Below are 19504 nucleotides of genomic sequence, written 5' to 3'. Positions count from 1 at the left end.
TTCCATGCGTGATTCTAAGCGACGAGGAGACGGCTTGTCAACGCACCCGGACGAGCTGCGACAACACGACGACGAGATCGGCCGCGAGCAGGAGTACGTGTCGATGCTCTACGGCCGGCTGGACGGCATGCGTGAGCAGGCCGCCCGGCGGCTCACCGACGAGCTGCGCGCCGGTGGCGGCGGCACCCAGCAGGACCGCTCCCAACGCGACAGCGCCGTCCAGATGTACGCCGACCAGGTCGAGCAGTTCTCGGCGGTCGAGCAGGGGCTGGCCTTCGGCCGGCTCGACGGGGCCGACGGCAGCCGGCACTACATCGGCCGGATCGGCATCTTCGACACCGACGGCGACTACCACCCGCTGCTGATGGACTGGCGTGCCCCCGCCGCCCGGCCGTTCTACCTCGCCACCGCCGCCAACCCGCAGGGCATCCGGATGCGGCGGCACCTGCGCACCCGGGAGCGGAAGGTCACCGGCCTCAACGACGAGGTGCTGGACATCGCGACCGCCTCCCCCACCGGTCACGAGGAACTGACCGGGGAGGCGTCGCTGCTCGCCGCGCTCGGTGCCGGCCGGACCGGCCGGATGCGGGACATCGTGGAGACCATCCAGGCCGAGCAGGACCGGATCATCCGGGCCGACCTGCCCGGGGTGCTGGTCGTGCAGGGCGGTCCCGGCACCGGAAAGACGGCCGTCGCGCTGCACCGCGCCGCGTACCTGCTCTACACCCACCGGCAGCAGCTCTCCACCCGCGGTGTGCTGCTGGTCGGCCCGAACGCGACGTTCCTGCGGTACATCTCGCAGGTGCTGCCGGCGCTTGCCGAGACGGGTGTGCTGCTCAGCACCCCCGGCGACCTGTTCCCCGGGGTCAGCGCCCGGCGCGCCGAACCGGCCCGGACCGCCGCCCTCAAGGGCCGGGCGGTGCTGGCCGAGGTGCTCGCCGCCGCCGTCCGGGACCGGCAGTGGGTGCCGGACGAGCCGATCGAGATCGAACTGCCCCAGCGCGAGGTGCTCCGGCTGGACCCGGAGACGGTACGCGAGGCCCGCGACCGGGTCCGGCGTACCGAGCGTCCGCACAACCTGGCCCGCGCCCTGTTCGACATCGAGATCGTGCACGCCCTCGCCGAGCAGGTGGCCGAGCGGATCGGGGCGGACCCGCTCGGCGGGGAGAACCTGCTGGAGGAGGCGGACCGGGCCGAGATCCGTCGGGAGCTGCGCGAGGAACCGGAGATCACCGCCGTCCTGGACGAGCTGTGGCCGGTGCTCACCCCGCAACGGCTGCTCGCCGACCTGTACGCCGCGCCGGAGCGGATCGCCACCGCCGCGCCGATGCTCACCGACGACGAACGCGCCCTGCTGCACCGCCCGGCCGGCGGTGGCTGGACGCCGGCCGACGTGCCGCTGCTCGACGAGGCCGCGGAGCTGCTCGGCGAGGACGAGCGGGCCGCCGCCGCCCGGCGGGAACGCGTCCGGTCCTTCCAACGCGAGTACGCCGAGGGCGTGCTGGAGATCGCCCGGGGTTCCCGCTCGATCGACGTGGAGGACGAGGCCGACGGTGGTGAGATCCTCGGCGTCACCGACCTGATCGACGCCGACCGGCTGCTGGAACGGCAGGAGGAGGCCGACCGGCTGACCACCGCGCAGCGGGCCGCCGCCGACCGACGCTGGGCGTTCGGGCACGTCATCGTGGACGAGGCGCAGGAGTTGACGCCGATGGCCTGGCGGTTGCTGATGCGCCGGTGCCCGAGCCGGTCGATGACGATCGTCGGGGACGTGGCGCAGACCGGCGCGTTGGCCGGCACGCCGTCCTGGGCCGAGGCGCTGGAGCCGTACGTGGCGCGGCGGTGGCGGCTGGAGGAGCTGACCGTCAGCTACCGCACCCCGGCCGAGATCATGGCGGTGGCCGCCGAGGTGCTCGCCGGGATCGACCCGGAGCTGCGCCCACCCCGGTCGGTACGCCACAGCGGGGTGCCGCCGTGGGACCGGACGGTCGGGGCGGACCGGCTGGACGCGGAACTGGTCGCCGCGGCCCGCGCGGAGGCCGCCGAGCTGGCCGACGGCGACGCGGACGGCCGCCCCGGCGACGGCGGGGGGCGGCTCGGGGTGATCGTGCCGGCCGGGCGGGCCGACGAGTTGGCGGGCGTCCTGCTGGCCGCGTTGCCGGAGGCGGCCGTCGGCGAGCAGCCCGAGTTGGAGAGCCGGGTGGTGCTGCTGACCGTCGGCCAGGCCAAGGGGCTGGAGTTCGACTCGGTGCTGGTGGTGGACCCGGACGGGATCGTCGCCGAGTCACCCCGGGGGCGCAGCGACGTGTACGTCGCGCTGACCCGCGCCACCCGACGTCTGGGCGTGCTGCGCCCCGCCGGCTGACCGTCCGACCCGGTCCCGCCCGGCGGCGACACACCACCGCCGGGCGGGCCGGTTCAGTCGTCGGAGAAGTCGCCGATCTCGACGGCGCTGGCGGACTGGTCGCTGACCGGGCCGCCGGTCGGGGTGCTCAGGCCGCCGGTGGTGGCGTCGCCGGTGGTGGTCGGGGCCACCGTGCCCGGGTGCCGTTCGGGCTGCCGGGCCACCCGTCGGACGCTGGCCGGCCCGGCCGTGCCTCCGGTGGTGGTCAGCGCGCCCTGACCCCGGGTGGGACCGCCGTCGCGCAGCACCTCCGGGTCGACCGGCACGTCGGCCACGTCGTCCGGGTCGTCCTCCTGCAGTGCCCGGGTCACGTCGATCTGGGGCACCGTCACCTCGTCGAGGGCTCCGGGACCGTACGCCCCGGCGGTGAGCCGTTCCTCGGCCTGACGGGTGGACTCCCGCATCCTGTCGTCGTCGCGCACGTTCCTCACCTCACAGGGTCTCGGCGGAACCCACTGCGTGCCCGGGGGCCGGACCACCAAACACCGCCGCCCGGGTCCGGCCCCGCTGGCGTACCACGGTCGGGGCACCGCGGCGCGGACCCGGCGGGCGGCGGATTTTCGGCCGGAGGCCGGTGTTACCTGCTCAGGGTCGGGGGGTAGACCCAGGGTGCCCCCGCCACAGCAGGTGAACCGTGCCGTGGCCGACCGCGGTAGCGGGGCGAGGGAGTTGCAGGTACTCATCAAATCCTGAGGAGGACCAGATGAGCACGCAGGCTGCATCCACCAGGCCCATGAACCGGCCGATGCAGGACACCGCCCAGCGCAACGCCATGATGAACGAGCAGACCCGGCAGATGCCGGCGATGCACGACGGGCACCGGGAACCGATGCCGTCTCCGGGTACGGAGACCAAGCAGTCGTTCCTGACCACCGAGTTCTGGGTCTACGCCGCCGCAGTCGCGGTCGTGGTGATCTCCGCCTTCTGGCGCGGTACCACCACGAACGGCCTGAACATCAACAACCCGACGCAGGCGTGGTGGTTCCTGACCGCCCTGACCGGCGCCTACCTGGTGAGCCGGGGCCTGGCGAAGGCGGGTTCGGCACGGCGTTCCGGCGCCGAGCGCAAGGGTCGTCGCTGACACGGCTGACCCGAGCAGCGTGAGCTGCTGAGCACGATGGCCCCCGGGATTCCGCCCGGGGGCCATCGTCGTGCGTGCCGGTCAGCACCCGTGCCGGACCGGAACGCCTGTCACTCGAAGTCGCCGCCGAAGTCGCCACCGTCGTCGTCGCCCTCGAAGGCGTCGTCGAGCAGCTCACCGGCGACCAGGCCGCCGGCCACGCCGAGCGCCGCGCCGGCCACCACGCCACCCATCCCCGGCCCCCGGCCGTGGTGGCCGTGACCGTGGCCGTGCGTCGGGTAGCCGTGGGTGGGCGCGCCGAAGCCGGACGAGGCCCGCAGGTTGCCGTACGTCGAGGTGGTCTCGCGCAGCCAGCCGTCGACGACCCGGACCCAGTCGACCCGGTCGACGTCGCCGTGCGACACGGTGTACCGGCCGAACACGTCGTGCCCGGAGCTGAGGAAGCCGCCCCGCTTGTCGCACTCCAGCACCACCTCGACCCCGTGCGGGCTGGTCACGAAGGTCAGCTCCACCTCGGAGATGGCCTGCGCGTACTGGGGCGCGGCGAAGAACTCGATCTCCTGGTAGAACGGCAGCGTCTGCTGCGAGCCCCGGATGTGGCCCCGCTCCAGGTCGGCGTGCTTGAACCGGAAGCCGAGCTGCTGGAACGCCCCCAGGATGTGCTCGTGCACCGGCAGCGGGTGCACGTTGACCTGGTCGAGGTCGCTCTTGTCGACCGCGCGGGCGATCGCCAGCTCGGTACGCAGGCCCATCGTCATGCCGTGCAGGCGCTGGCCGTAGACGTCGGTGATCGGGGTCTCCCACGGCACCGGGAACTGGAACGGGATGGCGAGCTGCTGCTTGGGGGCGAGCTGGAGCGGGCCGCTGACCACCATGCGGTGGAACTCCATGACACCGGCGTACTCGCTGTCGCCGCCCTCGATCTCGACCCGGGTGACCAGGCCGATGCCGATCTGCTCGATGTTGGCCGGGGCGTCCCCGCCGACCAGGTTCACGTTGCCGTCGAGGGTCAGGCCGGGCCGGGTGTTCGGGTTGGCCAGGACGGTGTCGACGCTGGGCCCACCTACACCGAACGCGCTCAGCATCTTCTTGAAGACCATCGGAACTCCCGCTTCACGGTCGGCGTACTCCACCGTGGAGCACGCACGGTTACCCGGCGCACCCTAACCGCCAGGACTGTGAAGTGGCTGAAAGGGCGCACCGGGGCGGGCCAGCAGCACCAGCACCACGCAGGCCGCCACGAAGAAGACCGCCATGGCCGAGGCCATGGGCAGCAGGGTGGCGTACCCGAGGAGACCGGTGAGTGGCGTGACCAGCGCGCCGGCGAGGAAACCCAGACCACCCTGGAGCGCGGCGGTGGTGCCGGCGGAACGCCGGCCGGCCTCCTGCGCCAGCGCGGTGCTGGCCGGCAGGGTCAGGCCCATGCCGGCGACCACCACGGCGAGCAGCGTCCACGGCACGGCCAGCGGCCACCCGGCCCCCCGGTCCACCAGGGCGACGACCAGCAGCGCGAGGGTGGCCACCGTGGACGCGGCGAGCCCGGCGGCCCGCAGCCGGCCGGTGCCGAGCCGCTTGACCAGCACCCGGAACAGCAGCCCGGCGGCGGCCATGCCGGCGGCGTTGGTGGCGAAGATGAGGGTGTAGCGGGACTCGTCCACCCGGTAGGCGGTCTGGAAGACGAACGACGAGCCGCCGATGTAGGTGAAGAAGCCGGCGATGGCCAGGCACAGCACGATCAGGTTGGTGAGCACCGTACGGTCGCGCAGCAGCCCGGCCATCCGCGCCAGCGCCGCGCGGGGGCCGCCGTCCTGCCGGCGGTGCGCGGGCAGCGTCTCCGGCAGGCCGACCAGCGCGGCCACCGCCATCGCCGCCCCCAGCCCGGTGAGGGCGAGGAAGACGGTACGCCAGATGCCGTGGTCGAGGATCACCCCGCCGACCGCCGGTGCCAGCACCGGGCCGAGGAAGGTCACCGAGGCGATGCTGCCGAACCGGGCGGCGGCCTGGTCGCCCTGCCACGCGTCGGTCACCATCGCCCGGCCGAGCGCCACCCCGGTGCCGGCCGCGATCCCCTGCCCGAGCCGGGCGAGCACCAGCACCCCGGCGGTCGGGGCGGCGGCGCAGAGCAGCGACAGCAACGCGAACGCCACGGTGCTCACCAGGACGATGCCGCGCCGGCCCCGGATGTCGCTGACCGGGCCGAGCAGGAGCTGACCGGCGGCCATGCCGACGATGAACGCGGTCAGGGTCAGCTGCGCCATGGTGGCGCTGGTGTCCAGGGAGCGCCGCAGTTCGGGCAGGGCGGCGATGTACGCGTCGGTGGCGAACGGCCCCACCCCGGTCAGCAGCACCAGCGCGACCATGGACGGCCTGCCCGCCGCCCGGCCGGGTCGGTGCGACGTGGACGGCGTCTCGACCTGCGGAGGTGTCACCCATGGACCGTAGACGAGCCAACCGGCCGGTAGCGACGACACCCTGAAGACCTCGCCTGCTTGATTCACCACGTCCCGCCGATTTGGCGGCATACCCGACCTCGGGTATCGCCACATCGGCGGCACGTCGTCCACGTCCATGGCCGGCCCGCCACCCGAGCCACCTGGCCCGGCACCGCGAACGTTCATGTCATGGCACTAGCTGATAACCCACTTCGCGTAATCGCCCGCCCCACTCGGAGACGGAGACGGAGACGAAGAGGGGGCGGGGGAGGGAGAGGGAGAGGCGCTTCCACCCTCATTCAGGCACGACATCAGGACGACGATCGTCCCAGGCGTCGGGTTGTCCCCGTAGATGGAGAGACACCACCCGCCCGACAGACCGCTCAGTAGTCTGCCACCATTGGTGAGGGTCCACTGTTGGTTGGGGTTGGTGGAACCGCAGGACCAGTCGAGCACGGAAGTTCCGTCGGCGGTCACGCCGTTCAGGACATCGGCGCATCGACTCGGATCGGCCTGGGTGGAGAGATTACCGGCGTTCCCAGCACTGAAAGCCCAGCTCATGGGCTTCCCGCCCTGGGCGCATGGCATGACGACCAGCGGTGCCCCATCGAATGCGTTGCCGTTGTAGAGGGTCAGACACAATCCGGAGTCCGGATTCTTGAGCTGATAGTAGTTGGCGTTGACACCCACTTTCGTGTCATTCCGGTCGGGAGTTTCCAGTTGCGCCGTGGCACCGGCGGCCGGCCACACCAGAAGACTCAGCGCGAGAAGGGTGGCTCCGATTCCCGCCACGAGGGCACGGTGATCACGACGGAGACGACTCATACGTTAATCCATTCGTAGATGTGAATACTTCTTCCAAGTATCCGGATGCGGGCGGGAGATTGCAATAGCCGTTCAACCATGGCATCGATCACCGCCCCTTCCCCCGATCGTCCGGCCGGAGCCCACCGCTCATCGTCGTGCCACTACGGAAGTAAACAGGATTCCCGAAATGGGGATTCGCCGATCCGCCAGTACCGAACCGGCTCGCCAGCACACTGCTCGAATTGCATGTCGAGAAAAAGGCGGAGGTCACCTTGTGGAGGTTGCCTCACCCGGCGTCGTCGACGAGTAGTCCGCGCAGGACGCCGCGTACCGTCGTCGCGAAGAGGTCGCGGGGCGCGGACGGTGACGGGTCGGTGACGGCGGCGACCAGGTTCGGGTATGCCGCCAGGTCGATGCCGGCGAAGCCGACCGGCGGCGCGGCGGACTCCTGCCGGGCGAACAGCGACGTCACCCCGGTCATCATGGCGATCGCCTCGAACTTGGTGGTGGTCGCGGCCGGCACCGGCCGCAGGACGGCCAGGCAGTGGTCGAACCAGGCCAGGCTCTGCGGGCCGGGGGCGGTCGGCCGGGGCAGGACCGCCACCAGCCAGGGGTGCCGCCGGTAGAGGTCGAGCTGCCGCCTCGCGAGACGCAGCATGGTGTCGAGCCAGTCGCCGCCGGCCTCCGGGTAGGGGCGCAGCTCCCCCGCCGCCCGGTCGACCATCAGGTCGAGCAGGTCGTCGCGGGAGGACAGGTAGCGGTAGAGCGAGCCGGCGCCGGTGTGCAGCGCGGCGGCGACCGCCCGCATGGAGACCGCGCCGATGCCGTCGGCGTCGGCAACCGCGATCGCGGCGGCCACGATCTCGTCCCGGGAGTGCGAAGGCGCGGGACCGCGCTGCCCCCGGGCCGGCCGGGACCAGATCGGCGGACGCGCTGGCTCGTCGGGTGAGGTCACCGCTACACTCTAAAACTGCGAACACCGTTCGCGGTTTTGATGTCGGGGAGGACGAGATGGAACAGCACTGGACCGTGCAGCGGGTACCGGCGGCCGACGACGCCGAGATCGTGCTCCACTCCACCGGCAGCGGGCCGGGCATCATCGTGGTGCACGGCGGCGGCGTCACCATCGGCATCTACCGCCGGTTGGCCCTGCGGCTGGCCGACCGGTTCACCGTGCACCTCTACAACCGTCGCGGGCGGGACGACGCGGCGGCCCGCGCCGAGCCCTACGACGGCGAGCAGGACGTCGACGACCTCGCCGCGCTGCTGGCCGCCACCGGGGTCGGCAACGTGCTCGGCCACAGCGGCGGCGGCTTCGTGGCCCTGCGCGCCGCCGCCCGGGGGCTGCCGATCGACCGGCTCGCCCTCTACGACCCGGCGGTGCAGGTCAACGGTCTGTTCCCGCTCGACTGGGTGCCCGCCGCCCGCGCGGCGGCACACGCGGGCGACATCGCCCGCGCCATGGCGATCACCGGGGCCGGCCTCAACACCCAGTCGGCCACGTCGCGCCTGCCACTGGCCGTCCAGGTGGCCATCTGCCGACTGTTCCTGCGTACGCCGATCGGGCGCGGCATGGGCGAACTGCTGCCGACCACCCTGGACGAGAGCGCGCTGATCCAGCACCACGACAGCCCGCCGCAGCGGTGGGCCGGCGTCACCGCCGAGGTGCTGTTGGCCTGCGGCGGCAGCGGTCCGCCCTACTACCGGCCGATCAACGAGGCGCTGGCCGTGGCGCTGCCGCACGCCCGCACGCTGGTGGTGCCGCGCGCCGGTCACGACGCGCTCAACCGGGCCCCGCAGCACCTGGTCGACGCGCTCGCCGACTTCTTCACCACCCCGGTCCCCTCGGAGCGGACCCACTCCTGACCCGGCAGGGGGCCGTCCTCAGCCGTGCGGCACGGCCGACGCCGGCCCGCCACCGAGGAAGCCGGTCAGGATCTCGGTGAACCGGGCCGGCTGCTCCTCGGCGGCGTAGTGGCCGCAGTCGTCGATGACCGCCTCGGTGACGTCGTCGGCGGCCAGGCGCATCGTCCGGGCGACCAGCGCGCCACTGTAGAGCGCGCCGCCGATGGCGAGCACCGGCAGCGTCAGCCGGGTCTTCGCGCGCTGTTCGTTCTGCGCGATCGTCGCGTCCAGCGCCCGGTAGTAGCCGAAGCTGGCCCGTAGCCCGCGCGGGTCCGCGACGATCGCGTCGACGTAGACGTCGACGGCGTACGCGGGGATGGTGGTCGGGGTGGCGGCCTTCGTGGCGAACTGGTAGCCGAAGAACAGCCGCTCCCGGCCCCGGACCAGCGCCTCGCTGAGGTCGTCGAGCCGGTTGAAGCCGAAGTGCCAGAACCGCTGGCTGACCTCGGCCGGGCTGAAGAACGACGGGGTCGGCGTGAGGCCGGGGACGATCGCGTCGACGACGGCGAGCCGGCCCACCCGCCCGGGATGGTCGGCGGCGAGGGCGTACCCGGTCCACATGCCGATGTCGTGGCCGACGACGTCGAACCGGTCGTGCCCGAGTGCGGTCATCAGGGCGACCAGGTCGGCGGCGAGCGTGCCGGCGTCGTACCCGTCGTCGGGTTTGTCGGAGAGGCCGGTCCCGCGCTGGTCGACGGCGACGACGGTGTGCGTACGGGCGAGCGCGGGCATCACCTTCCGCCAGGCGTACCAGGTCTGCGGCCAGCCGCCGACCAGCAGCAGCGGCGGGCCGTCCCCGCCGGTGACGGCGTGCAGCCGCAGCCCGTCCAGCTCGACGAGCCGGCTGGTGAAGACGTCGGTGAAGCCGTCGGGCAGCCGCAGCGAACTCAGGGTTGTCATGCCGGCGACCATACCCATCTTGGAACGATCGATACAAGATAGGTATGCTGACGAACATGGCGGGCCGCAAGCAGTTCGACGTGGACGAGGCGCTACGACGCGCCATGCACGTCTTCTGGCGCTGGGGCTGGTCGGAGGCCTCCATCGACCGCCTCACCGAGGGCACCGGCCTCGGCCGCAGCTCGCTCTACGGCACCTTCGGCGACAAGAGCGCCCTCTTCCGCAGCAGCCTCCAGCTCTACACACAGACCTACCACCCGCTGTACGACCAGGCGCTACGCGGCCCCCACCCGGACCCGGGCGCCGTGACGGCCGCCTTCCTCCAGGTCACCCTGAACCGCATCGCCGACCCGACCGTGCCGGACGGCTGCCTGGTCACCGTGTCGGCAACGCAGTTCCCGGCCCTCGACGCGGAGGGCCGGGCGATAGTCCGCGCCGTGATCGACGGCCTGCGGGCGATGCTGGAACAGGCGATGCTGGCGGCGGGGGCGGGCGAACGGGAGGCCGCCGAGTGGGCGTTGTGCACGCTGGCGACGAACAAGTCCCTGGCGGTGCTGAGCCGCGCCGGCTTCTCCGGCGAAGACCTGGCCACCGTGGCCGCAGCCGCCGCCCGCCGCCGCGACCAGGCTCCCGGCCGGTGACGGGCGTCGATCAGGGCATCCAGAAGCTGGCCGGAAGGGCTTCGACGTCGGTCGCGGACCGTTCGAGGAGCGCCGCGATGGGCAGCAAAGCCGTCGCCGCAGCATCCCCGGCGTCGGCAAGGCGACGGATCACGTCCGCCTGCCGTCGTGCCCGCTGCGGCACGGCGGCGGCGAACCCACCCCGGTCACCCTCGTAGCCGTACGCGTCGAGCAGCAGGCGTAGCCGGCGGGCCCGCTCGCGCAGGTCGTCGTCGCTCAACGGGCTGCCGTCGCGCGGTGAGGCCAGCGGCACCCAGGTCAGCGCGGAGAACGCCAGGTCCCAGTCCCGCGACGACGGGCCGGCGGTGTCCCAGTCGCAGAACCCGACCAGCCGGTCACCGTCCACCACCGCGTTGTAGGGGGACGCGTCCTGGTGCCCGACGACCAGCCCGGGGCCCATCGTGCGGCCGACGAACCAGCACTCGTCCGGCGGCGGCGTGAAGCCGGCGGTCAGGTCGTGGACCCGGCGCAGCCACCGGCCGACCTGGACCAGCATCGCGTCGTCCGACGCCCAGTCGGGCCAGGGCTCCCGGCCGCCGATCGTCTCCCCCGGCAGATAGCTGAGCATCTCGCGACCCTGGTCGTCGAAGCCGAGGGCGCGGGGAGCGGCGTCGAACCCGGCATCCTCCAGATGTCGCAGCACCGCGTGCACGGTGGTCGTCCACCGCGACGCCCGCTTGTGTACGACACCATCGATCAACACGGCACCCGTGGTGTTACCGCCGGGAAGCACCTCTTCACGCATCTGCCCGGTATACCGGGCGTTGCGACGCCGACGACACCGAATTTCGTACGACCGAACCCGGCCATGGCCCGACTGTCCGACCCCTGTGCTCGAATGCCGGCATGCACATCGTCGTCTGCGGGGCGCTCGTGGTGAACGACGCGGTCCTGCTGGTGCACCGCAGTCCGGCCCGCCTGGCGTACCCGGATCTGTGGGATCTGCCCGGGGGTCACGTCGAAATGGGCGAGTCCGAACGACAGGCCCTCGCCCGTGAGCTGCGCGAGGAGGTCGGCGTCGAGATCGTCGCGGAGTCCTGCTCACGGCTGGGCGACCTGCGGTCCGGCAGCGGCGAGGACGCCGTACACGTCGGTGTGTGGCACGTCGGAGCCTGGCTCGGCTCCCCCACCAACCGTGCGCCCCACGAGCATGACGACCTCGCCTGGGTCGGGCTCAGCGAGTTGGGCGGTCTTCCCCTCGTGCACGGTGGCCTACCGGCGCTGCTCCGTGCCCTCGACGGGCCGCCCGCCTCACGCCTGGTCGAGGAGGTGGCGTGACGGGAGGTAGTCGATCTTCGTGTCGGCGTAGACGCCGAGGGTGCCGTCGTCGAGGCACCGCAGGCCGACGCTGAGCCAGCGCACCTCGCCGTCGGCGTGGAGCGCGTAGCCGACCGCGACGGCGAACTCCTCACCCCCGCAGGGGCAGGAGCAGGACTCGTGACCGGCCTCGACCCAGTAGTCGGCGCTGTCACCGATGAAGGCGACCGTGCCGCAGGCGAGGCAGGTCCGCCGGGTCGCCTCCTCCTCGTCGATGTCGACACGGAAGGCACGGCCGTCGCACCCGGCGCACCGGGACTCCACCACCGTGTCCACCGGGTAGCCGCCCGCCGCGAAGTAGCGGAGGTAGTCGGCGAGGTCGTCGACGTTCTCCCCGCGCCACAACTCCCCGGACCTGTCCAGTGCCATCCCGGCATTCTGCCTGGTGCCGGCGGTGCGTCGGCGAGCGGATGAGCCCCCGTCCGGTTCAGACCCAGGTGGTGGCCAGCCAGGTGGCGACGGCGGCGGTCAGCAGCAGGACGATGTTGAGACCGATCTGGCGGATCTCACCCCGGGACAGGTGCACCGTGATGCCGCCGACCTGGATCAGGACGAGCCCGACGGCCGCCGCGACCGCGAGCCAGGGCGCGATCCCGGTCAGCGGCGGCAGGACCAGGCCGGCCGCGCCGAGAACCTCCAGCACCCCGATGGTCCGGACCAACGGCATGGGTACGCGGTCGACCCAGCCCATCATCGGCCGGAGCTGCTCCTGGCTCTGGGTGACCTTCTTGCCCCCGGCGTAGAGATAGAAGACGGCCAGCAGGGCGGCGACGATCCAGTAGGCGAGTGTCATGACGGGCCCTCCGACTCTGAGCGCGATGGTTACGGGAAGGAAGTAGCCACATCATGTGTCAGTATCGGAGGGCTTACAAAAGGCACACGGGTGTGCGTAAGGCACAGGGGGTGGTCATGTCGCAGTACGAACACACCTGCATGATCCGGGGCGACGGCGGCCGGACGATCCGGGCGATCCTCGACCGGATCTGCAACAAATGGACGCTGCTGATCGTGGCGACCCTCGACGGGGGCGCGCTGCGGTTCACCGAGCTGCACCAGCAGATCCCCGGCATCTCCCAGCGCATGTTGACGCTGACCCTGCGCCACCTGGAGCACGACGGTCTGGTGTCGCGCACGGCGTACGCGGAGGTCCCGCCCCGGGTGGAGTACGCGCTGACCCCCACCGGCAAGAGCCTCATCCCGCCCGCGCTGGCCCTCGCCGGCTGGGCCATCGAACACGTCCCCCACATCGAGGCGAGCCGGGCACTACACCAGGGACCCACCAGATGACAGGCCCACCGGGCCCCCGGCCGGTCCGGTCCAACCGGCTAGGCTGACCACATGCGGCAGGAACTGAAGGAGCTGACCTTCTCCGACCACTCTGAGTGGTTCGGCTTGGGCCCGCTGTTGTTCGCCGTCCTGGCCGGCATCCGCGCGATCGTGGCCGATGAGCCCTTCGCCCGCTGGGCCTGGGTCGCCGTCGCCGCCGTCATGCTGATCATCTGCGCCGTCTATGTGATCTGGGCGATGAAGAAGCGCTCCTGAGACCTCGCTACATCTCGAACACCGATGCAAGCCAGGATTCTCAACCGACAACCCCAGTCCTACACCGACTTCGACGCGCACCCTAAGCAAGGCCCTCGATGTGAATGGCGGTGGCGGTGACCCAGTCCCGTATCGCGGCGAAACCATGGATGCCCAGGTCGTTCGGGGCATCACGCTTCGGCGACGTAAGTAGCGGATTCACGACCGGGACGAGTGGCGCAAGCATAACGCCCCCCAAAAATCTCCTGATGCTGGTACGGTGGCTTGACCGAACGACCGTGATGCTCTTGACGCGTCGATCGCCGCGAGTGATGCCTCATGTTTCCGCATCAGAATCACGGGACCGCTGCGCCATGCCTCCTAGAACTGCATCGCTTATGCGCTTGGCCTGCTCAGGAGTAAGACCCGTTTCCATGGCCCGATTCAAGACCTGTTCCCGCAGTTCATGCAACTGCTGCTCATTCAGTTCCACAGATGGCAGCGGTTTGCGATCCTCGCCACGCCCCGGGAAACCTTGATTCTTGCGCTTTCGTAGCCGCTCAACGACGCTGCCCACAAGCGATGTCCCGGCGAGCGCGGACGTCACGGCGGTTCCAATCCATGCCGCGATCTCCAACCCTGCCGCCTCGAAGCCCGCCACGCTAGCTCCCTTCCGAAAGGAAGACGGATATCAGGCCAAGCGGAAGCGTGAAACTCAAGAGTACCACGGAGACAGTATTGAAGCCCGACCAGATATTGGGATTAAAACCATTCATGGTCAACTGCATCTTCATCGCACCCATGATGAAGGCGGCCGTACTCAGCGTTAGAACGTGACCCCACTGCATGGTCAACACCGGCCACCGAGCTTGGCCTTGAGCGTGATCGAAGTCGAACAGCACATCTGACATTGATGCAATCAGCGCACCAATAACCACTGTACACGCTGTGCCGTTCGAGATGATTCCAGTGATGGTGGCCTTGCCGATAAAGATGTCCTGCGATTGATCAACGATGGAGATCAGTAAACCCAGGAGTGCGCCCAGAAGCCACTTCGCAACCTTGCGTAGGCGCTTCTGACCTGATGCACTTAAAGCCATCCCATCCCCACAGCGAGACCTTTTTGGATTTTCTGGTACTCGATTCTAGTGAAAAGCAGTCTTGTGTGGACCGCAACAGCGACCGAGCCGGGTAAGGGTAGCGTAGGGCGGCTCGCTGCGCTGCGACTGGCAGCTATGCACCTGATGACCGCAGCCTGGAACCGAACTCCTCGGCATGATCAAAAGTGATCTTCTCGGCATGAGCGGGTGCTTGACCGGCAGGTGGGGGCACAGAGAGATGGCCCTCATGCGTACCGGCCAGAAATGGTCAGGCACCGACGACGGTGAGGTTCGAGCTGCAGGTTGCACCAGACCCCCCGCAGACTGACCCCCTGTGCGGGGTGAGGCCGCCCGAGGTGACACGACGGGTGGCACCTTACAAGCCACCACCCCTGTCGCTTTCGGAGGCCGTGAGTCACCTGCCGAAGTCGAACTCGCCGTCCTTGACTCCACCGACGAACGCCGCCCACTCGTCAGCCGTGTAGACGATCGTCGCCGCGTCCCGTGCCTTGCTGTGCCGCACCGCCACCCGACCGGAGCCGTCGAGCAACGGCCCCGCCTCCACACAGTTCCCCCCGTTGTCCGGGCTTTTGGTACTGATGTGCCACGCCACTTCGGGCATGATCTCGCTCATGACAGCTCCTCTGCGAGTGCTGCGATCAGCTTCACCGACTCGCTCACGCTGAGTGCGGCCTCCCGGAGGCGATCGTACGCGTGGACGTACCGCAGGGCCTTGTCCGATTCCATGAACAGCCGGCCGCCCAGGGTCTCGGCGTGTGCCACGTCGGAGTACGGGGGCGGCATCTTGAACAACCAGAAGGTTCCGTCGAGACCGGCGTGAAGTCCCAACGAGGCCGGCAACACCCGCACCTCGACAGTCGGTCTGGCCACCATCTGCCCCAAGTGGACGAACTGTGCGGCCATCACGCCACGGCTCATCACCGGCCGGCGGAGCGCGGACTCTTCGATGATCACGGAAAGGTTGGTCGCGGAAGGACCCTCCAACAGGCGTTGCCGGTCCATCCGCAGTTGCACCCACTTGCGGATCTGACTCTCGCTGGTGGAACTCGGCTCCGCGTTCCTGATGACGGCCTCGGCGTAGTCCCTGGTCTGGAGAAGTCCGGGGATCAGCAGTGACGCGTAAGTGCAGACCTGGTTCGCCCGCGCCTCCAGCCAGGGGAAGTCGATGAAGGACGTGTCGTAGATCGCCCGGTCGAAGCTGTTGTCCCACCGGTCCACCCGCCAGGCGTCCTGGGCCAACTGGATCAGCCGGTCACGCTCGCGCTCGTCGTAGACGCCATAAAGATCGAGCAGCTCCACCACGAGGTCACGGCGGAACGGCCACTCGGCCCGCTCGTACCGGGCCAGCGACGAGAAGTCCCGTTCCAGGAACTTCGCCACGTACTTGAGAGTCAGGCCCCGCTGCTCGCGCAGCTCGCGCATCTGCTGACCGAGCCACTGCGCGCGCAGGGTGCGGACGAACGCCTCCCTCTTTGCGGCCATGCTCACCTCCCCGGAGGTACCAACGAGAAGAAATCCGTTGGTGTCGTTGCACCAATACGGAGGCCACTGGAAATGTGGCCTTCGGGTGAGGGTGATCACCGGCCCCCGGGGACGCCCGGTGCAAGCGCAGTAACCGCGGCTGGGCCAACAGCCGAGAAGGTGACGAGAGACGGCCTCGCGGGTGGCAGCCGCATACCGGATCTCGTCGGGTCTCAACATGGAGCCGAATTCCGGCTCCGACCGACTTGCTGAATACCTATCACGGCGGCGCGGGTTCCCGCGACCCCGTACCCGCCAGGAGGCGACGAATGATCCGCGACGACGGCACCCTGCCGGCCCGGCTGCATCCGGTCCTGGTCCGCGACCACCAGTTTCCCACCGCCGGCTTCGGCCGTCGGGGCCTCGACCCCCGGGAGGTACGCCGGTTCCTGCTCCGGGTCGCCCTGGAGCTGGCCAGCCTGCATCAGGAGGTGACCCGGCTGACCGGGGAGAACACCAGGCTCAAGCGGCTGCTGCGGGACCGCCGCAGCGCCCAGGCCAACCGTCCCCCGTGCTGAGCGACGGCCACGACGACGGCCCCCGCCACGTGCTGCACCTGCCCGTGACGGCCCCGACCGAGGATCAGGCGCTGCGGTTCGCGTATGCGCTGGCGCGGTCGTTGGCGTCGGTGCCGGGGGTCGAGGTCGCCGGGGCCACCGTCTCCACCGAGGACGCCCAGCACGTACGACGGTGGGTGTTCTGTGACCGGATCATGGCCGACCGGCGGCGCTGCCGGGCGCGGGCCGACCACGACGGGCCGTGCGACCCCGACCGGTGAGCCGGGGTCAGTCGACCTCGACGACGACCAGCTCACCGACCTGTTCGCCGATCTGCTGCCGGCCGTCCGGCGGCAGACCGGCGTCGGTGATCAGCAGGTCGGCCTCGGCCAGCGGGGCGATGGTGGCGATGCCGATCGTCTCCCACTTGGTGTGGTCGGCCAGCACCACCAGGTGCCGGGCGGCCCCGATCAGCCGCTTGTTGACCGCCGCCTCCAGCAGGTTGGGGGTGGTGAACCCGGTGCGCGGGCTCATCCCGTGCACGCCGAGAAAGAGCAGATCCACGTTCAGGGTACGGATCGCCGCCTCGGCCACCGGCCCGGTCAGCGCGTCCGACGGGGTACGGATGCCGCCGGTCAGCACCACCGTCTGATCGACGCGCGGGTTCTGGTAGAGCGCGTCGGCGACCGGGATCGAGTTGGTCACCACGGTCAGCCCGGGTACGTCGCCGAGCAGGGTGGCCAGCGCGGCGGTGGTGGTGCCGGCCGACAGCGCGACGGCCATCCCCGGCTCGACCATCCGGGCGGCCCGGCCGGCGATGGCCCGTTTCTCGTCCTGCTGGCGGATCGACTTCGCGGCGAACCCGGGTTCCTCGGCGGACCCGGGGCCGGCCAGGGTCGCCCCGCCGTGCACCTTGTCGACCAGCCCCCGTTCGGCGAGCACCTCCAGGTCGCGGCGGATCGTCATGTCGGAGACGCCGAACCGGCTGACCAGGTGGCTGACCCGCACCCCGCCGCGCTGCCGGATCAGCTCCAGGATGGCGTTCTGCCGTTGCTGAGCGAGCATCGAACCTCCCAACCGCGCGGACGAGGGAACGGTACGCAGGTCAGGCCGCTGCGGCCGGGGACGGTTCACCCGCTGGGACCGCCCCGCTCACGGCCGGCTCCTCCCGGACCACGGCCACCTCGCCGGCCGGTACCCGCAGCGTGCCGTCGCAGGGCTGCCCGGTGAGCAGGTCGGTGCCGGTCACGTCGAGGGTCGCCTCGGCGTCGGTGTGGTTGACCACGAACAGCCAGGACCGGTCGTCGGCGCGGCGGCGGACCACCTCGACGCCGGTCGGGGCGGCGACCGGCGGGCGTGCCCCGGCCTCGGTGAGCAGCCGGCCCACCAGGGCGTCGGTGGCCGCCTCGTCGAGCCGGGTGGCCAGGTACCAGGCGCTGCCGTCGCCGACCCGGTGCCGGGTCAGCGCGGGCACGCCCGGCAGCGGACCGTCCTCGTAGGACGCGACGACCTCCGCGCCGGCCGGGTGCAGCCACTCGGTCCACACGTCGGCGGTGGAGCCGTCGTCGAGGGTGACGCGCTCGCCGGCCAACAGCGGGAAGAACTCTTCGGTACGCACCCCGAGCAACTCCCGGAACGCCCCCGGGTAGCCGCCGAGTCGGATGTGGTCGTGCTCGTCGACGATCCCGCTGAAGTACGTCACCAGCGCCGTCCCGCCTGCGGCGACGTACCGGCGCAGCGCCTCGGCGTCGGCGTCACGGACCAGGTAGAGGGTGGGGACGAGGACCAGCCGGTAGCCGGACAGGTCGGTCGACGGGTGCACCACGTCGGCGGTGACCCCGGCCCGCCACAGCGCGTCGTAGAGCGCCCGCATCCGGTCGGGGTAGGTGACGTCGACGCTGGGGTGGGAGTCCAGTTCGACGCCCCACCACGCCTCCCAGTCGAACAGGATCGCCACCTCGGCCTCGACCCGGCTGCCGCGCACCTCGGCCAGGGCGGCGAGGTCCGCGCCGAGCCGGCAGACCTCGTCGAAGACCTTGGTGTCGGCGCCGGCGTGCGGGACCAGGGCGGAGTGGTACTTCTCCGCGCCGGCCCGGGAGGCCCGCCACTGGAAGAACAACACCCCGTCGGCGCCGCGCGCCACGTGGGTGAGGCTGTTGCGGCGGAGTTGGCCGGGGGTCTTGGCGACGTTGCGGGGCTGCCAGTTGACCGCGCTGGTGGAGTGTTCCATCAGCAGCCACGGGTCGCCGCCGGCGACGCTGCGGGTCTGGTCGGCGGCGAACGACAGGCCGAGGTGGGCGTACGGGTCGGTGGCCATGAGGTAGTGGTCGTTGGCGACCAGGTCCACGTCGGACGTCCACGAGTGGTAGTCCATGTGCTTGGCCATGCCGATCATGAAGTTGGTGGTGACCGGCTGCCGGACCCGCCGCTTGAGCACCTCCCGCTCGGCGCGCAACTGGGCCCGCTGCTCGTCGGAGGAGAAGCGCAGGAAGTCGAGCTGCTGGGTGGGGTTGGCGATGGTCAGCGTCGCCCGGGGCGGGTTGATCTCGGCCCAGTCGTGGTAGTGCTGGCTCCAGAAGGCGGTGCCCCAGGCGTCGTTGAGCCGGTCGAGGTCGCCGTAGCGCTCGCGCAGCCAGCCCCGGAACGCCTCGGCGCTGACGTCGCAGTAGCAGTGCACGTTGTGGCAGCCCAGCTCGTTGGAGACGTGCCACATGACCACGGCGGGGTGGTCGGCGTACCGGTCGGCGACCGTCTCGACCAGGGCGAGCGAGCGCTCCCGGAAGATCGGCGAACTGGGGCAGTACGCCTGCCGCCCGCCGGGCCACCGCACGGCGCCGTCGACGCCACGCGGCAGCGTCTCGGGGTGCCGGTGGGCCAGCCACGGGGGCGGGCTGGCGGTGGCGGTGGCCAGGTCGACGTGGATGCCTCCGGCGTGCAGGACGTCGAGGGCGCGGTCGAGCCAGCCGAACTCGTACCGACCGGGGGACGGTTCGAGCAGAGCCCAGGAGAAGATTCCGACCGAGACGAGGTTGACGCCGGCCCGACGCATGAGCGCGACGTCGTCGGCCCAGACCTGCTCGGGCCACTGCTCGGGGTTGTAGTCGGCGCCGAAGTAGATTCCGTCGCCCTGCCAGCTGCCGTGTTGCCGCATGAGAGCAGAGCGTGCCCCTAGCGGTCGATCAAGTCAACACTTTCCAACACCGGCCCGCTTTCCAACGTTTACCCCCAGGATCGCGCACGGCTCCGGCGATACCGATCCGGAGCTGCCCTCTTGACAGGCGCGTACGGACGGGTAGCTTCAAGCGCCACCGGGAGTTT

The 19504-nt window shown here is 70.7% G+C and carries 24 protein-coding genes; 9 read left to right on the top strand and 15 right to left on the bottom strand.

Annotated features, from left to right (window positions below):
* Positions 1-4: 4 nt before the first annotated feature.
* On the top strand, positions 5-2365 hold the full coding sequence (locus H1A17_RS00175) for an ATP-binding domain-containing protein (protein WP_194820701.1): 2361 nt from the start codon (positions 5-7) through the stop codon (positions 2363-2365).
* 53 nt (positions 2366-2418) lie between these two features.
* On the opposite strand, the gene H1A17_RS00170 is transcribed toward H1A17_RS00175, so the two are convergent.
* On the bottom strand, positions 2419-2826 hold the full coding sequence (locus H1A17_RS00170) for a hypothetical protein (RefSeq protein WP_145918619.1): 408 nt from the start codon (positions 2824-2826) through the stop codon (positions 2419-2421).
* Between the two features lie 374 nt (positions 2827-3200).
* Here H1A17_RS00170 and H1A17_RS00165 point away from each other — a divergent pair, with 374 nt between their 5' ends.
* Positions 3201-3485, top strand: a complete 285-nt coding sequence (locus H1A17_RS00165; RefSeq protein WP_194820728.1) for a hypothetical protein — start codon at positions 3201-3203, stop codon at positions 3483-3485.
* A 110-nt stretch (positions 3486-3595) separates the two neighbouring features.
* Here the strand turns inward: H1A17_RS00165 and H1A17_RS00160 are convergent, their stop codons facing one another.
* The 4 genes from H1A17_RS00160 to H1A17_RS00145 form a co-directional block, all read right to left on the bottom strand.
* Positions 3596-4585: a sporulation protein gene (locus H1A17_RS00160; protein WP_194820700.1), complete on the bottom strand. Its 990-nt coding sequence runs from the start codon at positions 4583-4585 to the stop codon at positions 3596-3598.
* 63 nt (positions 4586-4648) lie between these two features.
* The gene (locus H1A17_RS00155) at positions 4649-5914 is read right to left on the bottom strand and encodes a multidrug effflux MFS transporter (RefSeq protein ID WP_194820699.1); all 1266 of its coding nucleotides are present in this window, start codon (positions 5912-5914) and stop codon (positions 4649-4651) included.
* Between the two features lie 198 nt (positions 5915-6112).
* On the bottom strand, positions 6113-6709 hold the full coding sequence (locus tag H1A17_RS00150; protein ID WP_194820698.1) for an RICIN domain-containing protein: 597 nt from the start codon (positions 6707-6709) through the stop codon (positions 6113-6115).
* A gap of 301 nt (positions 6710-7010) precedes the next feature.
* Positions 7011-7679, bottom strand: a complete 669-nt coding sequence (locus tag H1A17_RS00145; protein WP_194820697.1) for a TetR/AcrR family transcriptional regulator — start codon at positions 7677-7679, stop codon at positions 7011-7013.
* Positions 7680-7735: 56 nt separating this feature from the next.
* Between H1A17_RS00145 and H1A17_RS00140 the strand changes: the two genes are divergently transcribed.
* Entirely contained in the window at positions 7736-8590 is an 855-nt protein-coding gene (locus tag H1A17_RS00140; protein WP_194820696.1) for an alpha/beta fold hydrolase, read from the top strand.
* 18 nt (positions 8591-8608) lie between these two features.
* Here the strand turns inward: H1A17_RS00140 and H1A17_RS00135 are convergent, their stop codons facing one another.
* On the bottom strand, positions 8609-9529 hold the full coding sequence (locus H1A17_RS00135) for an alpha/beta fold hydrolase (protein WP_194820695.1): 921 nt from the start codon (positions 9527-9529) through the stop codon (positions 8609-8611).
* A 56-nt stretch (positions 9530-9585) separates the two neighbouring features.
* Between H1A17_RS00135 and H1A17_RS00130 the strand changes: the two genes are divergently transcribed.
* On the top strand, positions 9586-10170 hold the full coding sequence (locus H1A17_RS00130; protein WP_194820694.1) for a TetR/AcrR family transcriptional regulator: 585 nt from the start codon (positions 9586-9588) through the stop codon (positions 10168-10170).
* A 10-nt stretch (positions 10171-10180) separates the two neighbouring features.
* On the opposite strand, the gene H1A17_RS00125 is transcribed toward H1A17_RS00130, so the two are convergent.
* Positions 10181-10954, bottom strand: coding sequence for a phosphotransferase (locus H1A17_RS00125; RefSeq protein ID WP_194820693.1), 774 nt, complete (start codon positions 10952-10954; stop codon positions 10181-10183).
* 101 nt (positions 10955-11055) lie between these two features.
* Here H1A17_RS00125 and H1A17_RS00120 point away from each other — a divergent pair, with 101 nt between their 5' ends.
* On the top strand, positions 11056-11487 hold the full coding sequence (locus tag H1A17_RS00120; protein WP_194820692.1) for an NUDIX domain-containing protein: 432 nt from the start codon (positions 11056-11058) through the stop codon (positions 11485-11487).
* Here the strand turns inward: H1A17_RS00120 and H1A17_RS00115 are convergent.
* On the bottom strand, positions 11461-11895 hold the full coding sequence (locus tag H1A17_RS00115) for a hypothetical protein (RefSeq protein WP_194820691.1): 435 nt from the start codon (positions 11893-11895) through the stop codon (positions 11461-11463). The genes H1A17_RS00120 and H1A17_RS00115 overlap by 27 nt on opposite strands.
* 58 nt (positions 11896-11953) lie before the next feature.
* Positions 11954-12319 carry a DoxX family protein gene (locus tag H1A17_RS00110; protein WP_194820690.1) on the bottom strand — a complete coding sequence of 122 codons (366 nt, stop codon included), beginning with the start codon at positions 12317-12319 and terminating at the stop codon, positions 11954-11956.
* A gap of 116 nt (positions 12320-12435) precedes the next feature.
* On the opposite strand from H1A17_RS00110, the gene H1A17_RS00105 reads away from it, so the two are divergent.
* Both H1A17_RS00105 and H1A17_RS00100 read left to right on the top strand, forming a co-directional pair.
* Positions 12436-12813, top strand: coding sequence for a helix-turn-helix domain-containing protein (locus H1A17_RS00105; protein ID WP_194820689.1), 378 nt, complete (start codon positions 12436-12438; stop codon positions 12811-12813).
* A gap of 51 nt (positions 12814-12864) precedes the next feature.
* Entirely contained in the window at positions 12865-13068 is a 204-nt protein-coding gene (locus H1A17_RS00100; RefSeq protein WP_145918607.1) for a hypothetical protein, read from the top strand.
* A gap of 316 nt (positions 13069-13384) precedes the next feature.
* Here the strand turns inward: H1A17_RS00100 and H1A17_RS00095 are convergent, their stop codons facing one another.
* The 4 genes from H1A17_RS00095 to H1A17_RS00080 all read right to left on the bottom strand — a co-directional run bounded on the left by H1A17_RS00095 (position 13385) and on the right by H1A17_RS00080 (position 15650).
* Positions 13385-13708, bottom strand: a complete 324-nt coding sequence (locus tag H1A17_RS00095) for a hypothetical protein (protein WP_194820688.1) — start codon at positions 13706-13708, stop codon at positions 13385-13387.
* 1 nt (position 13709) lies between these two features.
* Positions 13710-14147, bottom strand: coding sequence for a hypothetical protein (locus H1A17_RS00090; protein WP_194820687.1), 438 nt, complete (start codon positions 14145-14147; stop codon positions 13710-13712).
* 415 nt (positions 14148-14562) lie between these two features.
* Complete coding sequence (locus H1A17_RS00085; RefSeq protein WP_194820686.1) at positions 14563-14781, bottom strand: DUF397 domain-containing protein; 219 nt, start codon at positions 14779-14781, stop codon at positions 14563-14565.
* Positions 14778-15650 carry a helix-turn-helix transcriptional regulator gene (locus H1A17_RS00080; protein ID WP_194820685.1) on the bottom strand — a complete coding sequence of 291 codons (873 nt, stop codon included), beginning with the start codon at positions 15648-15650 and terminating at the stop codon, positions 14778-14780. Before H1A17_RS00080 ends, H1A17_RS00085 begins: the two co-directional genes overlap by 4 nt.
* A 308-nt stretch (positions 15651-15958) precedes the next feature.
* On the opposite strand from H1A17_RS00080, the gene H1A17_RS00075 reads away from it, so the two are divergent.
* Together H1A17_RS00075 and H1A17_RS00070 are read left to right on the top strand one after the other, a co-directional pair.
* Positions 15959-16207: a DivIVA domain-containing protein gene (locus tag H1A17_RS00075; RefSeq protein WP_194820684.1), complete on the top strand. Its 249-nt coding sequence runs from the start codon at positions 15959-15961 to the stop codon at positions 16205-16207.
* Positions 16201-16467 (top strand): hypothetical protein, encoded by a 267-nt coding sequence (locus tag H1A17_RS00070; protein WP_375372775.1) that lies wholly within the window; start codon positions 16201-16203, stop codon positions 16465-16467. Before H1A17_RS00075 ends, H1A17_RS00070 begins: the two co-directional genes overlap by 7 nt.
* Positions 16468-16474: 7 nt before the next feature.
* Here the strand turns inward: H1A17_RS00070 and H1A17_RS00065 are convergent, their stop codons facing one another.
* On the bottom strand, positions 16475-17251 hold the full coding sequence (locus H1A17_RS00065; RefSeq protein ID WP_145918602.1) for a DeoR/GlpR family DNA-binding transcription regulator: 777 nt from the start codon (positions 17249-17251) through the stop codon (positions 16475-16477).
* 40 nt (positions 17252-17291) lie between these two features.
* Complete coding sequence (locus tag H1A17_RS00060; RefSeq protein WP_145918601.1) at positions 17292-19337, bottom strand: beta-galactosidase; 2046 nt, start codon at positions 19335-19337, stop codon at positions 17292-17294.
* Positions 19338-19504 lie beyond the last annotated feature (167 nt).

Source organism: Micromonospora sp. S-DT3-3-22 (assembly GCF_015354745.1).
GTDB lineage: Bacteria > Actinomycetota > Actinomycetes > Mycobacteriales > Micromonosporaceae > Micromonospora > Micromonospora wenchangensis.
Note: the sequence above shows the minus strand (reverse complement) of the source record. Positions and strands in the feature narration are given on the sequence as shown.

Bases quoted from the DNA above. Each gene is read 5' to 3' on its own strand.
- H1A17_RS00105 (WP_194820689.1), top strand. From the start codon at position 12,436: ATGTCGCAGTACGAACACACCTGCATGATCCGGGGCGACGGCGGCCGG.
- H1A17_RS00080 (WP_194820685.1), bottom strand. From the start codon at position 15,650: ATGGCCGCAAAGAGGGAGGCGTTCGTCCGCACCCTGCGCGCGCAGTGG.
- H1A17_RS00115 (WP_194820691.1), bottom strand. From the start codon at position 11,895: ATGGCACTGGACAGGTCCGGGGAGTTGTGGCGCGGGGAGAACGTCGAC.
- H1A17_RS00175 (WP_194820701.1), top strand. From the start codon at position 5: ATGCGTGATTCTAAGCGACGAGGAGACGGCTTGTCAACGCACCCGGAC.
- H1A17_RS00140 (WP_194820696.1), top strand. From the start codon at position 7,736: ATGGAACAGCACTGGACCGTGCAGCGGGTACCGGCGGCCGACGACGCC.
- H1A17_RS00060 (WP_145918601.1), bottom strand. From the start codon at position 19,337: ATGCGGCAACACGGCAGCTGGCAGGGCGACGGAATCTACTTCGGCGCC.
- H1A17_RS00110 (WP_194820690.1), bottom strand. From the start codon at position 12,319: ATGACACTCGCCTACTGGATCGTCGCCGCCCTGCTGGCCGTCTTCTAT.
- H1A17_RS00065 (WP_145918602.1), bottom strand. From the start codon at position 17,251: ATGCTCGCTCAGCAACGGCAGAACGCCATCCTGGAGCTGATCCGGCAG.
- H1A17_RS00090 (WP_194820687.1), bottom strand. From the start codon at position 14,147: ATGGCTTTAAGTGCATCAGGTCAGAAGCGCCTACGCAAGGTTGCGAAG.
- H1A17_RS00100 (WP_145918607.1), top strand. From the start codon at position 12,865: ATGCGGCAGGAACTGAAGGAGCTGACCTTCTCCGACCACTCTGAGTGG.
- H1A17_RS00120 (WP_194820692.1), top strand. From the start codon at position 11,056: ATGCACATCGTCGTCTGCGGGGCGCTCGTGGTGAACGACGCGGTCCTG.
- H1A17_RS00165 (WP_194820728.1), top strand. From the start codon at position 3,201: ATGCCGGCGATGCACGACGGGCACCGGGAACCGATGCCGTCTCCGGGT.
- H1A17_RS00125 (WP_194820693.1), bottom strand. From the start codon at position 10,954: ATGCGTGAAGAGGTGCTTCCCGGCGGTAACACCACGGGTGCCGTGTTG.
- H1A17_RS00135 (WP_194820695.1), bottom strand. From the start codon at position 9,529: ATGACAACCCTGAGTTCGCTGCGGCTGCCCGACGGCTTCACCGACGTC.
- H1A17_RS00085 (WP_194820686.1), bottom strand. From the start codon at position 14,781: ATGAGCGAGATCATGCCCGAAGTGGCGTGGCACATCAGTACCAAAAGC.
- H1A17_RS00075 (WP_194820684.1), top strand. From the start codon at position 15,959: ATGATCCGCGACGACGGCACCCTGCCGGCCCGGCTGCATCCGGTCCTG.
- H1A17_RS00160 (WP_194820700.1), bottom strand. From the start codon at position 4,585: ATGGTCTTCAAGAAGATGCTGAGCGCGTTCGGTGTAGGTGGGCCCAGC.
- H1A17_RS00130 (WP_194820694.1), top strand. From the start codon at position 9,586: ATGGCGGGCCGCAAGCAGTTCGACGTGGACGAGGCGCTACGACGCGCC.